Genomic DNA, 13344 nt, shown 5'->3' on the forward strand with positions numbered 1-13344 from the left:
AGTCAGGTGGAATCACCTGACGGCTCGGAAAATGCGGCGCGATTAGCCCGGTCGGATCAGATCATGCCGATCAGCCGGCGCACCTCGTGGAAATCATGGGCCACCGCATGCACGCCGCGCGCCCGCAGCCGCGCGTCATGCCCGTCAAGGCAGTGGCTGCCGGCGGCCAGCCCGATCACATGCGCGCCCGATGCGACCGCGCCGGTCGCGCCGACCTCTGAATCCTCGAGGATGACGGTGCGGGCGATGTCGACGCCCAGCGCGCGGGCGGCGTGCAGATAGATATCCGGGGCCGGCTTGCCGCGCGCGACATGTTCGCGCCCGCTGAACAGCCGGTCGCCGAACGCATCGGCCAGCCCCAGATGCGCCAGATGGGTGGCGATCCAGTTGACCCGGCTGGACGATGCGATGGCGCGCGGCAGATCGGTGGGAAGATCGCGGACGAAATCGACCGCCCCGGCCACCGCCTCCAGCCCCTCGCGCAGCACGCGGGCGTCTTCCTCGGCACGGCCCTGATGGAACCCCTCGGGCAGTCTGTGGCCGATATGCGCCTCGATCGCGTCGTAAAATGCCTGTCCCGACAGGCCGGAAAAACGCGTCAGCGCATCCTCGACCGACACCGGATGGCCAAGTTCGGTCAGCAGCCCGGCCAGATGGGCATTGCCGACATATTCGCTTTCGATCAGCACCCCGTCGAAATCGAAGATGATCGCATCGAACCTCATGCGCGCGGCCCGAACAGTGCGGAGCCAACACGGACATGGGTCGCGCCCAGCGTCACGGCGGTCTCGAAATCGTCCGACATGCCCATGCTCAGCAGCGGCAGGCCATGGTCGCGCGCGATTTTGGCGAGCAGCGCGAAATAAGGTGCCGGCTCGACGCCCAGCGGCGGCACGCACATCAGCCCGGCCGGTGCCAGCCCCGCGCCCCGCGCCTCGCCGAGCAGGCCCGGCAGATCGGCGACCGCACAGCCGCCCTTTTGCGGCTCATCGCCGATATTGACCTGCACGAACAGCGTCGGCGCGCGCCCCGCCCGGTCGATCGCGCGCGCCAGCGCGGTCACCAGCGACGGGCGATCGAGCGCATGGATCGCGTCGAACAGCGCCACCGCCTCGTCGGCCTTGTTCGATTGCAGCTGGCCGACAAGATGCAGCTCGATCCCGTCATGCTCGGCGCGCAGCGCCGGCCATTTCGCCGCCGCTTCCTGCACGCGGTTTTCGCCGAACCGGCGCTGGCCGGCGGCGATCAGCGGGCGGATCGCCTCGGCCTCATGGGTTTTGGACACGGCAATGAGCGCGATGTCGGCCAAGTCGTGCCGCGCGACTTTGGCGGCACGGGCAATGCGCTGCTGCACGGCGGCCAGCCGCGCGGCGGGGCTGTCCGCCGAGGTTGCGGGCGGGGTTGAGGGCGGGGCTGGAGGCATGTCGCCGGGGGGCGTTGCGGCAAGGGTCATGGCCGCTGCTATAGGATAGGCCCATGCCCGAACGCCACCGCCCTTTGCCCCGGTCCCGTCCCCTGCCGCGCTGCTGGCTGCTCACCGACGAACGGCAGGGCGCGGCGCTGTGGCCGGCGCTGGCGCGGCTGCAGCGCGGCGCGGGCGTCGTGGTGCGCCATTACGGGCTGGATGCCGGGGCGCGCGGCGCGCTGATCACCCGTATCCGCGCCCTTGCGCGGCGGCGCGGCCTGACCGTCGTGCTGGCCGGGCCGGCAGAGGACGCGGTGCGCCTCCGGCTCGACGGTGTCTACCAGCATCCCCGGCGGGCGCACCGGCAGCTGATCGAACTGGCGACCGCGCATGACCGGGCGGAGCTGGTGGCCGCAGCCCGGCGCGGGGCCGATCAGGTGCTGCTGTCGCCGGTCTTTGCCACCCGCTCCCACCCTGGTGCCGCGACGCTGGGGCCGGTGCGCTTCGGCCTGCTGGCCCGGCATGCGCGGCTGCCGGTGATCGCACTTGGCGGCATGACGTCAGACCGGGCGCGGCGGCTGGCCGCCCTGGGCGCGCATGGCTGGGCCGGGATCGATGGCTGGGGCGCGCAAGCGCGTTGAATGCCGGGCGCGGAACACCCGCGCGGATCAGAACTTGAACGCGGTGCCGATATAGACCGCCTGCGCGTCACGCCGGCGATCGTCGACCAGCTTCAGCCGGTCGCGGTCCTCGGCGCGGTAGCGCACGCCCGCCGTCACATCGATGTTGCGCGCGATGCGATAGGAGCCGCCCAGATCGAACGAGGTCGACTGGCCACCGGTCAGCTTCGACACCGGATCCATCGGCCGGTCACGCTCCACCTGAATGCGGCCGCTCCAGCGCGGGGCGTTGTAGCTGAGGCCGAGATCGACGCGCTCACGGCTGCCGGGCATTCCGGCGGTGTCGATGCGGGCGACATCACCCGACAGGGCAAAGCGTTTCCAGCCCACGGCCACGCCCAGATTATAGGCGATAGGCGTCAGGATGACGGTGCCGGCCGTGCGTGTGCCGTCGGTGCGCCCGGCATTGGATGCGGCGCGGACGGCGACGGTGACCGACCGGTTGCCGGTGCCGATCGCCGCCGGCGTGAAGCGGAATCCGCTATGGCTGAGCCCGGCCCGGGCGAGCGCGGCGGCGACGCGCGGATCGGCGGCGGCCGGCGTGAAGGAGCCGATGCCGCCCCGGGCGCTCAGCCGGACGGGACGTTCGGCAGCGGCATGGGGCGCGCCAAAAACCGGCGACATCGCGGCGCCGACGACGGCAAGTGCCGCGCCCCCCGCAATCCACCAGTTCCGACTCATTGCCATCAGCTGTCCAAATGCTCCCGGTTCATATTTTCAACTATATGATGTTTTTCGGCTTTGCCACCGCCCGGAGTCGCTTTCCCGGCAGGTGTGGCCGCAAGCCCACAGCACCGGCATGGCAGGGACGCTTGCGGGGGCGGGGCCAGAGCCTATAACGGCGCAAACGCCATAAGCCCCGATCCTGAGGAAAAAGAATGCCGCGCTTGAGCCGTGCCGCCGCGTTGCTGTTGACCGCATCCCTGAGCCTGGCGGGATGCCAGTGGATCAAGGACGATCTGTCCAAGGGCCTGGGCGGCGGCAGCAAGAAGGACCGCAGCCGCGAGGCGGACATCGCCGCATCCAAGGTGACGACGATCGGCGTCAACGCCTATCTGTGGCGCGCGGCGCTTGAGACGCTGTCGTTCATGCCGCTGGTGCAGACCGATTCCAATGGCGGCGTGATCGTCACCGACTGGTATGTGAACCCGGCCGCGCAGAGCGAGCGGATGAAGGTGACCGTCACCATTCTCGACCAGGATCTGCGCGCCGACGGGCTGCGCGTCGCCGCATCGCGCCAGACGCTGCAGAACGGCCAATGGGTCGATGCGCCCGTGCAGGCGGCGACCGTGCAGAAGCTGGAAGACATCATCCTGACGCGGGCGCGCGACCTGCGCCGCGCCACCATTGCCGAGTAAATCCCGATGACCGCGCGCTTCAATCCGCGGGCGGCCGATGCACGCTGGCAGAAGGTCTGGGCCGAACGCGGCACCTTCCATGCGTCGGACGACAGCCCGAAGCCCAAAAGCTATGTGCTCGAGATGTTCCCCTATCCCTCGGGGCGCATCCATATGGGCCATGTCCGCAACTATACGATGGGCGACGTGCTGGCGCGGTTCCGCCGGATGCAGGGCATGGAAGTGCTGCATCCGATGGGCTGGGACGCCTTTGGCATGCCGGCTGAAAATGCCGCGATGGAAAAGGGCGTGCATCCCGGCACCTGGACGCGGGCGAACATCGCCACGATGCGCGACCAGCTGAAATCGCTGGGTTTCGCGCTCGACTGGAGCCGCGAACTCGCAACCTGCGAGCCCGAATATTATGGCCAGGAACAGGCGCTGTTCCTCGACCTGTTCGAACATGGGCTGGTCTATCGCAAGGAATCGGCGGTCAACTGGGATCCGGTCGACCAGACGGTGCTCGCCAATGAACAGGTGATCGACGGTCGGGGCTGGCGCTCGGGCGCGCTCGTCGAAAAGCGCAAGCTCAGCCAGTGGTTTCTGAAGATCACCGATTTCGCCGACGAGCTGATCGACGGGCTGCAGACGCTCGAACATTGGCCCGAAAAGGTCCGGCTGATGCAGGAAAACTGGATCGGCCGCAGCCAGGGGCTGCAATTCCGCTTCGCCCTGTCGTCGGGCGGCACGGTCGAGGTGTTCACCACCCGGCCCGACACGATCTTCGGGGCCAGCTTTGTCGCTGTCGCCGCCGATCATCCGATCGCCGCCGCGCTGGCCGAAACCAACCCGGCGGCCGCCGCCTTCATCGCCGAATGCCGCGCCGGCGGCACGACCGCGGCCGAGCTGGAAACAGCGGAGAAAAAGGGATTCGATACCGGGCTGACGGCCACCCATCCGTTCGATCCGGAATGGCGCCTGCCCGTCCATATCGCGAACTTCGTGCTGATGGATTACGGCACCGGGGCGGTGTTCGGCGTGCCGGCGCACGACCAGCGCGACATGGATTTCGCGCGCAAATACGGCCTGCCGGTCACCCGCGTCGTCGCGGACGGGGACGAGACCGATCCGGTCTTTGTCGGTGACACCGCCTATACCGGGCCGGGGCGGCTGGTAAACTCGCGCTTCCTTGACGGGCAGGAGGTCGAGGCCGCCAAGCGGCTGGTGATCGAACGCGCAGAGGCCGGCGGCTGGGGACAGGGAACAACCGTGTTCCGGCTGCGCGACTGGGGGGTCAGCCGCCAGCGTTACTGGGGCACCCCGATCCCGATCATCCATTGCGACCATTGCGGCGCGGTGCCCGTGCCCAAGGATCAGCTGCCCGTGGTGCTGCCCGAGGATGTCAGCTTCGACATCCCCGGCAATCCGCTCGACCGCCATCCGAGCTGGAAGCATGTCGACTGCCCCAAATGCGGTGCAAAGGCGCGGCGGGAAACCGACACGCTCGACACCTTTGTCGATTCCTCCTGGTATTTCATCCGCTTCGCCAGCCAGCCCGCTGACCGGCCGTTCGACAAGGCGGTGGCCGAAAGCTGGCTGCCGGTCGGCCAGTATATCGGCGGGGTCGAACATGCGATCCTGCATCTGCTCTATGCCCGGTTCTGGACGCGGGCGCTGGCGCGGATCGGGCGTCTTGACGTCAAGGAGCCGTTCACCGGCCTGTTCACCCAGGGCATGGTGACGCACGAAACCTATCAGGGCCCGGACGGCAAATGGCTGAGCCCGGACGATATCGAGAAACGCGACGGCGGCTTCGTCACGCGTGACGGCCAGCCGGTAACTGTCGGCCGCGTCGAGAAGATGTCGAAATCCAAGAAGAACGTCATCGATCCGACCGGCATCATCGACGCCTATGGCGCAGACGCGGTGCGCTGGTTCGTCGTGTCGGATTCGCCGCCGGAGCGTGACCTTGAATGGTCGGTCAACGGCATCGAGGGCGCATCGCGCTTCGTCAATCGCGTCTGGCGGCTGGTGACGGCGATGGACGCGGCAACGGGGGACGACGAGGCATTGGAACGCCGGCGCAACCAGACGATCGCGGGCGTCGCCGCCGATATCGAGGCGCTTGCCTTCAACAAGGCGATCGCCAAGTTGTATGAGTTCACCGGGGCCGTTGAAAAGGCCGCGCCGTCGGCGGCACGCAACATGGCGATCCGCACGCTCGTCCTGCTCGTCGCGCCGATGATGCCGCATCTGGCCGAAGAAGCCTGGGCGCTGCTGGGCGAAGACGGGCTGGTGGCCGATGCCGCCTGGCCGGCACATGATCCGGCGCTGCTGGTCGACGATCAGGTGACCATTGCCGTGCAGGTCAATGGCAAGCTGCGCGACACGCTCACCGTGGCGCGCGGCCAGGCGCGCGAGGCGGTCGAGGCGCTGGCGCTCGCCGCGCCCAATGTCGCCCGCGTTCTTGACGGCAAGCCGCCGCGCAAGGTGATCGTCGTGCCCGACCGGCTGGTCAATCTCGTCGCATGACCCGGTGGGCGCTCTTCGCCGCCGCGGCGCTCGCCATGCTGCTGCCGGGCTGCGGGCTGCGGCCGCTTTATGGCGGGGGTGGCGGGTCGGGCGTCGTTCAGGCGCTGGGTGATGTCAGCATCGGCCCGATTGCGGGGCGCGATGGCTGGCTGGTGCGCAGCGCGCTGCAGGACCGGCTGCCGGGGGCGGCGAGCGCCCAGCCGCGCTACCGGCTCGACGTGACGCTTGAGGACAAGATCGAGGGCTTTGGCGTGCGCGCCGACGATGCCGTGACGCGTGAACGGCGGACGCTGCGCGCCCGTTACCAGCTGGTCGAGTTGGACGGCGGCACCGTGGTGCTCGACGCCACGGCGGGATCGGATGCCGGCATCGACGTGGTCCGGTCCGAATATGCGACCATCGCGGCGGAGAACAGCGCGCTCGAGCGGCTGGCGGGCGAGGTGGCGGACCAGATTGTCGCCCGGGTGGCCCTGTTCGCGTCGCGGCAGGCAAAGCCGTGACGGTGCGTCGTTGATGGTCGGGCGATGAAAGCCGCGAAGCGCCCCGATGTCGAACGGGCGATTGAGCGGCTGGACGAGTCGGTCCGGCTGTTCCTGTTTCACGGCCCTGACGAGGCGGGATCGGCGGCGCTGGCCGAACGGGTTGGGGCGCGGCTGGGCGCGGATGCCGACCGGATCGATGCCGATGGCGCGCAGCTGGCCCGCGACCCGGCCTGGCTGGCCGACGAGGCCGCCGCCCAGTCGCTGTTCGGCGGACCGCGCTGGATCCGCGTGCGCGCGAGCGGTGATGAGGTGCTGGCAGCCGCGGAGGCGCTGCTCGAAGCCCCGCGCGCGGGCAATCCGGTGGTGATCCTGGCCGGTGCGCTCAAGCCTGCATCCAAACTGCTCAAGCTCGCGCTGGCATCGCCGCACGCCCTCGCCTTTGCCAGCTATGTGCCCGAAGGCGGCGACGCCGCGCGGCTGGCGACGGGGCTGGCGGCGGCAAGGGGCCTGACCCTGTCGGGCGAAGGGGCGCGCGCGCTGGTCGAGGCGAGCGGCGGCAACCGGGCGGTGCTGGAGCGGGAGCTGGACAAGCTGGCCGATTATCTCGACGCCGATGCGCAGACGCCGCGCACGGTTTCTGCTGAAGCGATTGCGGCGGTGATCGCCAATGACCGGGACGCTGATCCGTTCGACGTCATCGATCCCGTGCTGACCGGCATGGCCCGGCAAGTGGCCGATCAGATCCGGCAAGGTGCAGTCGCCGGGCCGGAGGCGGTGGCGGTGATCCGGGCGGCATTCCGGCGGGTCTTGCAGCTTGCCGCACTCAGGGTTGAGGCGGATGACCGGCAGAGCATCTCTGCGGCGTTGGAGGCGGCTGGCAAGTCTTTGTTCTGGAAAGATAAACCAGTGATCGAGGCAGCATTGCGGCGGTGGGACGGACCCGGCCTTGCGACGATCATCGACCGGCTGACCGACGCTCACGCACAGATGATGGCCCCAGGCAGCCCAGCCGGGCTGATCGCAGCCGAACAGCTGCTGACCATTGCCCGGGCAGCAGCACGGCGGCGATAGAGCGGTTTGCCGCGTTTTCCGAACCGTCAGGTGAGTCCACCTGACTGGAAACCGCTCTAACCGGTCAGATCCGCTCGCCGGACAGGCGCTGGCAGATCAGATCGAGCTGATCGAGGCTTGAATAGCCAAGGGTGACGCTGCCGGCGGTGCCGCTATGGCTGATCCTGACCTTCAGGCCCAGCAGATCGCCCAGCTGCCGCTCGAGCGCGGCGATATCGGCATCGGCCGCCTGCACGCGCGGCGCCGCGCTCTGGGCAGGCGTGCCGCCGGTGCGGACATCGCGGGCCAGCCGCTCGGTCTCCCGCACCGACAGCCCCTTGTCGATCACCATCTGCGCCAGCTTTTCCGGATCGCGGGCCGTGATCAACGCGCGCGCATGGCCCATGGACAGCCGCCCATCGGCCACGGCCGCCCGGACCGGCGCGGGCAGATCGAGCAAGCGCAGCAGATTGGCGATATGGCTGCGGCTTTTGTGGACGATCCGCCCCAGCGCTTCCTGGCTGTGGCCGAAACGGACGATCAGCTTCTTATACGCCTCGGCTTCCTCGATGGCGTTCAGATCCTCGCGCTGAATATTCTCGACCAGCGCCAGTTCGAGCGTTTCGGCCTCGTCGAAATCGCGGACGATCACCGGCACCTGATGCAGCCGTGCCCGCTGCGCCGCGCGCCAGCGGCGTTCGCCGGCGACGATCTGATAGCCGCCGCCAAACGGGCGCGCGACGATGGGCTGGATCAGGCCGCGCGATTCGATCGATCGGGCCAGTTCGTCGAGCGCCGCCTCGTCAAAATGGCGGCGCGGCTGCTCCGGATGCGGCTGCAGTTCCGCAACCGGGACCATGAGGATTCCGCGCGACCGCTCGCCAGCGGGCGCGACCGGTTCCTCGCGCACCGCCTCACCCAGCAGAGCCGACAGGCCGCGACCAAGCCCGGCAGGCCGTTTACGATTGCCCTCGCTCATCCCCTTCCCCCGATCATGCGCCTGCCCCGGTCAAACTCTGGCCCCGGTCATGCGGCGCGGGCGCTGGGCGGCAGCCGGCCGATCAGCTCGCGGGCCAGCGCGATATAGGCTTCGGACCCCGGACAGCGATGGTCATAGATCAGCGCCGGTACCCCATGGCTTGGCGCTTCCGACAGACGGACATTGCGCGGAATGACGGTGTCGAACACCACTCCGCCCAGACAGGTGCGGACATCTTCGGCGACCTGCTCGGTCAAATTGTTGCGCCGGTCATACATGGTCAGCGCAACGCCGAGGATCGCCAGCGCCGGATTGAAGCGCGCGCGGATGCGGTCGATGGTCTGAAGAAGCTGGCTCAGCCCCTCCAGCGCGAAAAACTCGCATTGCAGCGGCACGAGCAGCGAATCCGCCGCCACCATCGCGTTGATCGTCAGCAAACCCAGCGAAGGCGGGCAGTCGATCAGGCAAATGTCCCAACGGCCCGGCGCGCCGGCAAGCGCATTGCGCAACCGGTGGGTGCGCTGGTCCATCTCGACCAGCTCGATCTCGGCACCCGACAGATCGACCGTTGCCGGCACCAGATCGAGGCGCGGCACCTTGGTCGGCACCACCGCATCGGCAAGGCTGCACTGCGCCGTCAGCAGATCATAGCTCGAATGGCTGCGCTGAGCCTGACCGACGCCAAGACCGGTGGACGCATTGCCCTGCGGATCGAGATCGACCAGCAGCACGCGCCAGCCGGTTGCGGCCAATGCGGTGGCGACGTTGATCGCGGTGGTCGTTTTGCCCACCCCGCCCTTCTGATTTGCCACGCCGATACAGATCATCGTGCCGTCCGCCTGACCTGGGTCGCGACAACGATCTGTGCCTGATCGTCCGTCACGCTCTGTTTCACGTGGAACACACCCTGCCATGCCGCGCGCGCAGCTTCCAGTTCAGACTGCGCGCTGCGCCCCTTGGGCAGGATCCAGACTGTGGATAAGTCCGCAACATGGGCAGCCGATGCGAAGATCTGCGGCAGCGGCGCATAAGCGCGGGCGGTGATCGCCCGGTGCGGGCCGGGCACAAGCTTCTCGACCGTCATCTGATGGACGCTGACATGACCGAGCCCGAGCATCTCGGTCGCATCGCGAAGAAACGTCACCCGGCGCGCCCGCGGCTCGACCAATGTCATCGGCTGGTCGGCCAGAATAGCGAGCACCAGCCCCGGCAACCCCGGCCCCGACCCGATATCGAGCCAGCTGGCGGCGTCGGGCGCATGGGTGAGCAGCTGGGCCGAATCAACGATATGCCGCCCCCAGACCACCGCCTCACTGGCGCGCGCGATCAGATTCTGCCGGCCATTCTCGGCCAGCAGCAGATCGACATAAAGCTCAAGCCGGGCACAGGCGGCCTGTGGCCAGCGGGCGGCGAGCCACGCCCGCGCTTCCTCCTCGGTCACGCGGCGCGCTTCTGGCGATGCGCGAGAATCGTGGCGAGCGCCGCCGGGGTCACCCCCCGGATGCGGCGGGCGGCCTCGAAATCGGCAGGACGCGCGGCTTCCAGGCGCTCGACCATCTCGTTCGACAGGCCAGGGATCGACCGATAATCGAGATCCACCGGCAGGCTCACCGATCCGGCCTGGCGGAGCGCGCGGACCTCTGCATCCTGGCGCTCGAGATAGGGCGCATAGCGGGCATCCTCGATCGCCCCATCAACGATCGCGCGGTCGACCTTTTCCAGTTCCGGCACAGCCCGCACCAGCGCAGGCGCATCGACACCGGCATGACGCACCCATTCCGCCAGCGGGCGCGGCGCGCCGTCTGCGGGCAGACCCGCCACGCCAAGCACCTCGGCGCGAACCTTGCGCGCCAGCACCATCGCGATTTCGGCGCGGGCAGCGGCGCGCTGATCGAACAAGGCCCGGCGCGGCGCACCCACACAGCCCAGCGCCACACCGATCGGGGTCAGCCGCTCTATGGCATTGTCCGCCCGCAGCCTCAGCCGGTATTCGGCGCGTGCGGTCAGCATCCGGTAAGGCTCGGTCACGCCCTGAAGGGTCAGATCGTCGATCATCACGCCGATATAGGATTCGGCGCGGTCGAATATGCATGGATCCTGGCCGCCGGCATGGCGCGCGGCGTTGAGGCCCGCGACCAGCCCCTGCGCTGCGGCCTCTTCATAGCCGGTGGTTCCATTGATCTGCCCGGCAAGGAACAGCCCGGGGAGCGCGCGCAGTTGCAGATCGGCGGTCAACGCACGTGGATCGATATGGTCATATTCGACCGCATATCCGGGCTGCACGATCTCCGCGCGCTCCAGCCCGGCAATCGTGCGGACAAAGGCGAGCTGGCTGGCCGCCGAAAGCGAGGTCGAAATGCCATTGGGATAGACGGTCGCGTCGTCCAGCCCCTCCGGCTCCAGAAAAATCTGATGGCCGTCACGGTCGCCGAAGCGGACGATCTTGTCCTCGATCGAGGGGCAATATCGCGGGCCCTGCCCTTCAATCGCCCCGCTGAACAGCGGCGATTCATCAAGGGCCGCGCGGATGACATCATGCGTCGCCGCATTGGTGCGGGTGATCCCGCAGGCAATGGCCGGATTGGGGCGGTCAGCGACCATCGCGGACATCGTCCAGCCCGGCGCGTCGGAGGGCTGGCTGTCCAGCGCTGCCCAGTCAATGGTCCGCCCATCAAGGCGCGGTGGGGTGCCCGTCTTCAGCCGCGCGATCGGCAGGCCAAGCGCGCGCAGCTGATCACCCAGCAATTGCGCTGCCGGCTCGCTGGTGCGCCCGCCGGTCTGGGTTTCCCGACCACAGAACATGCGGCCGTTGAGGAAGGTGCCGGTCGCGATCACCACTGCCCCGGCACCAAGATCACGGCCATCGGCAAGGCGAACACCGGCGATCCGCCCGCCGTCCACGAGCAGCGACGCGACCTCGGCCTGGACAATGTCCAGCCCCGGCTGATCGGCCAGCATCTGCTGGATCGCCGCGCGGTACAGGCGTCGGTCAGCCTGCACGCGGGGGCCGCGCACGGCAGCGCCCTTCGAGGCATTGAGCATCCGGTAGTGGATGGCCGCTGCATCGGCGGCACGGGCGATCAGGCCGTCAAGCGCATCGACCTCGCGCACCAGATGGCCCTTGCCCAGGCCACCGATTGCCGGGTTGCACGACATCGCGCCGATGGTTGCGTGCGAAAATGTGACCAGCGCCGTCGGCGCGCCGACACGCGCGCTGGCCGCTGCCGCCTCGCAGCCGGCATGGCCGCCGCCGATGACGATCACGTCAAACATGCCGCCCTAAAGCCCCGAACGGACCCAAAAGTCAAAAATGTTCCACGTGGAACGGCCTATTTGCCGACACAAAAGGTGCTGAACAGCGCGTCGAGCATGTCCTCGGTGCCGGCCCTTCCGGTCAGCGCATCCAAGGCCTGCCGGCACCGTCGCAGCAATTCGGCCCGGATCAGCTCATCGGGCTCGCCCCGAAAGGCGACGATCAACTCGTGACATTCCGCAACCAGCGCGCGCTGCCGCCGATTGAGCGCCGCCTCCCCTTCCACCGGCAACAATGTCCGTGCCGTGGCGACAAGCCGGTCCGCCAGCGCGCCCAGCCCCTCCCCCGTCATGGCCGACACCGCGAGCCGACCTGCCGGCAGGGTCTCCCGCCCGGCCATGTCGGCCCGGGCATGAACGAGAATGACGGCATCAGGCCCGTCTTCCCCCACTGTCTCCGGGTCCGGTTCGGCATCGTCGAGCCAGACCAGAATATCGGCACCCCGCAGCCGCTCGCGTGCGCGCTCGATCCCGATCCGTTCGATCGCATCCCCGGCTTCGGCCCGCAGCCCGGCGGTGTCGGTCAGCACAAATGCGACGCCGCCGATCCGCACCGGCGCTTCGATCACGTCGCGGGTGGTGCCGGCCACCGGCGAGGTAATCGCCACGTCCCGGCCTGCCAGAGCGTTGATCAAGCTTGATTTTCCGGCGTTCGGCGGTCCGGCGAACACGACCCTGATCCCGTCGTGCAGCCGTTCCGCCTCGGGCCTCGCGCGCAGCGCTGCCATGTCCGCGTCCAGCGCCGCCGCCAGTGCGGCGATCCGCCCGTCCTCGACCGGAACATCATCCTCGTCCGACTGGTCGAGCGCCGCCTCGACCAGCGCCGACAGCATCAGGATCTGCTGGCGCCAGCCTTCGACCTGCGCCGACAGCCGGTTGCCGGCCAACGCGGCCCGCCTCTGTCCCTCAGTCTCGGCACGCAGCAGATCGGACAGCGCCTCGACCTGCACCAGATCCATGCGGCCATTCTCGAACGCCCGCCATGTGAACTCACCGGCGCGCGCCGCGCGCACGCCAGGCATCGCGCCCAGCGTGCGTTCGACAGCGGCCACCACCGCACGCCCGCCATGCAGATGCAGCTCGACCAGATCCTCACCGGTCACCGACGATGCTGCCGGGAAAAACGCCACCAGCGCCCGGTCCAGCACCTCTCCGGCTGCATCGCGCAGCGTCCGCAGCGACAGGCGCTGGGGTTCGGGAACCACCCCGGCCAGCCGGTCGAGCACCTGCTGCGCCGCCGGGCCGCTGATCCGCATCACCGCAATCGCTGACGGCGGCGAACCGCTCGACAGCGCAAAGATCGTGTCCGTCACGGCTTGCGACCGCTCATCCCGTCAAGCAGCTGCTGCCACATGCGAAAGCCGGCATCGCTCATCGGGCCCCAGCTTTTGAACATCGCCTCCACCGCCTCGCCGCTCACGCCATTCTTCACCGTGTCGACCAGCTGGGCGACATAGGCTTCGTGCACCGGCGTCAGATCGGGCAGGCCCAGAAAGCGGCGCGCCTCTTCGGGCGTGCAATCCACCTCGACATTGAACTTCATCCTGTCCTCCCGCTTGAGCCGCGC

At 68.6% G+C, this 13344-nt stretch carries 14 protein-coding genes; 5 read left to right on the forward strand and 9 right to left on the reverse strand.

Features of this window, described 5'->3' with window-relative positions:
* Positions 1-56: 56 nt before the first annotated feature.
* The gene (locus GVO57_RS03300; protein ID WP_160591816.1) at positions 57-725 is read right to left on the reverse strand and encodes an HAD family hydrolase; all 669 of its coding nucleotides are present in this window, start codon (positions 723-725) and stop codon (positions 57-59) included.
* Entirely contained in the window at positions 722-1423 is a 702-nt protein-coding gene (locus GVO57_RS03305) for a YggS family pyridoxal phosphate-dependent enzyme (protein WP_160593797.1), read from the reverse strand. Before GVO57_RS03305 ends, GVO57_RS03300 begins: the two co-directional genes overlap by 4 nt.
* A gap of 53 nt (positions 1424-1476) precedes the next feature.
* On the opposite strand from GVO57_RS03305, the gene GVO57_RS03310 reads away from it, so the two are divergent.
* The gene (locus tag GVO57_RS03310; RefSeq protein WP_160591818.1) at positions 1477-2046 is read left to right on the forward strand and encodes a thiamine phosphate synthase; all 570 of its coding nucleotides are present in this window, start codon (positions 1477-1479) and stop codon (positions 2044-2046) included.
* A 27-nt stretch (positions 2047-2073) separates the two neighbouring features.
* Here the strand turns inward: GVO57_RS03310 and GVO57_RS03315 are convergent, their stop codons facing one another.
* Positions 2074-2772, reverse strand: a complete 699-nt coding sequence (locus GVO57_RS03315) for a porin (RefSeq protein ID WP_233281449.1) — start codon at positions 2770-2772, stop codon at positions 2074-2076.
* A gap of 191 nt (positions 2773-2963) precedes the next feature.
* Between GVO57_RS03315 and GVO57_RS03320 the strand changes: the two genes are divergently transcribed.
* The 4 genes from GVO57_RS03320 to holA are packed head-to-tail and all read left to right on the forward strand — an operon-like array spanning position 2964 to position 7507.
* Positions 2964-3443, forward strand: coding sequence for a DUF3576 domain-containing protein (locus GVO57_RS03320; RefSeq protein WP_160591820.1), 480 nt, complete (start codon positions 2964-2966; stop codon positions 3441-3443).
* A 6-nt stretch (positions 3444-3449) separates the two neighbouring features.
* On the forward strand, positions 3450-5954 hold the full coding sequence (gene leuS, locus GVO57_RS03325; protein WP_160591822.1) for a leucine--tRNA ligase: 2505 nt from the start codon (positions 3450-3452) through the stop codon (positions 5952-5954).
* On the forward strand, positions 5951-6454 hold the full coding sequence (gene lptE / locus GVO57_RS03330; RefSeq protein ID WP_160591824.1) for an LPS assembly lipoprotein LptE: 504 nt from the start codon (positions 5951-5953) through the stop codon (positions 6452-6454). Before leuS ends, lptE begins: the two co-directional genes overlap by 4 nt.
* A gap of 24 nt (positions 6455-6478) precedes the next feature.
* The gene (gene holA, locus GVO57_RS03335; RefSeq protein ID WP_160591826.1) at positions 6479-7507 is read left to right on the forward strand and encodes a DNA polymerase III subunit delta; all 1029 of its coding nucleotides are present in this window, start codon (positions 6479-6481) and stop codon (positions 7505-7507) included.
* 64 nt (positions 7508-7571) lie between these two features.
* Here holA and GVO57_RS03340 read toward each other — a convergent pair whose 3' ends face one another.
* Genes GVO57_RS03340 through GVO57_RS03365 form a run of 6 tightly spaced genes read right to left on the reverse strand, consistent with a single transcriptional unit; the run spans position 7572 to position 13320 of the window.
* A complete protein-coding gene (locus GVO57_RS03340) occupies positions 7572-8465 on the reverse strand; it encodes a ParB/RepB/Spo0J family partition protein (RefSeq protein WP_160591828.1) in 894 nt (297 codons plus the stop codon).
* Positions 8466-8512: 47 nt separating this feature from the next.
* Entirely contained in the window at positions 8513-9292 is a 780-nt protein-coding gene (locus GVO57_RS03345) for a ParA family protein (protein ID WP_160591830.1), read from the reverse strand.
* Entirely contained in the window at positions 9289-9906 is a 618-nt protein-coding gene (gene rsmG, locus GVO57_RS03350; protein ID WP_160591832.1) for a 16S rRNA (guanine(527)-N(7))-methyltransferase RsmG, read from the reverse strand. The genes GVO57_RS03345 and rsmG overlap by 4 nt, the downstream gene beginning before the upstream one ends.
* Positions 9903-11738: a tRNA uridine-5-carboxymethylaminomethyl(34) synthesis enzyme MnmG gene (gene mnmG / locus GVO57_RS03355; RefSeq protein WP_160591834.1), complete on the reverse strand. Its 1836-nt coding sequence runs from the start codon at positions 11736-11738 to the stop codon at positions 9903-9905. Before mnmG ends, rsmG begins: the two co-directional genes overlap by 4 nt.
* Positions 11739-11794: 56 nt before the next feature.
* The gene (gene mnmE / locus GVO57_RS03360) at positions 11795-13090 is read right to left on the reverse strand and encodes a tRNA uridine-5-carboxymethylaminomethyl(34) synthesis GTPase MnmE (protein WP_160591836.1); all 1296 of its coding nucleotides are present in this window, start codon (positions 13088-13090) and stop codon (positions 11795-11797) included.
* Complete coding sequence (locus tag GVO57_RS03365) at positions 13087-13320, reverse strand: DUF6489 family protein (RefSeq protein ID WP_160591839.1); 234 nt, start codon at positions 13318-13320, stop codon at positions 13087-13089. Before GVO57_RS03365 ends, mnmE begins: the two co-directional genes overlap by 4 nt.
* Positions 13321-13344: the final 24 nt, after the last annotated feature.

The sequence above is a fragment of the Sphingomonas changnyeongensis genome (genome assembly GCF_009913435.1).
Lineage (GTDB): Bacteria > Pseudomonadota > Alphaproteobacteria > Sphingomonadales > Sphingomonadaceae > Sphingomonas_B > Sphingomonas_B changnyeongensis.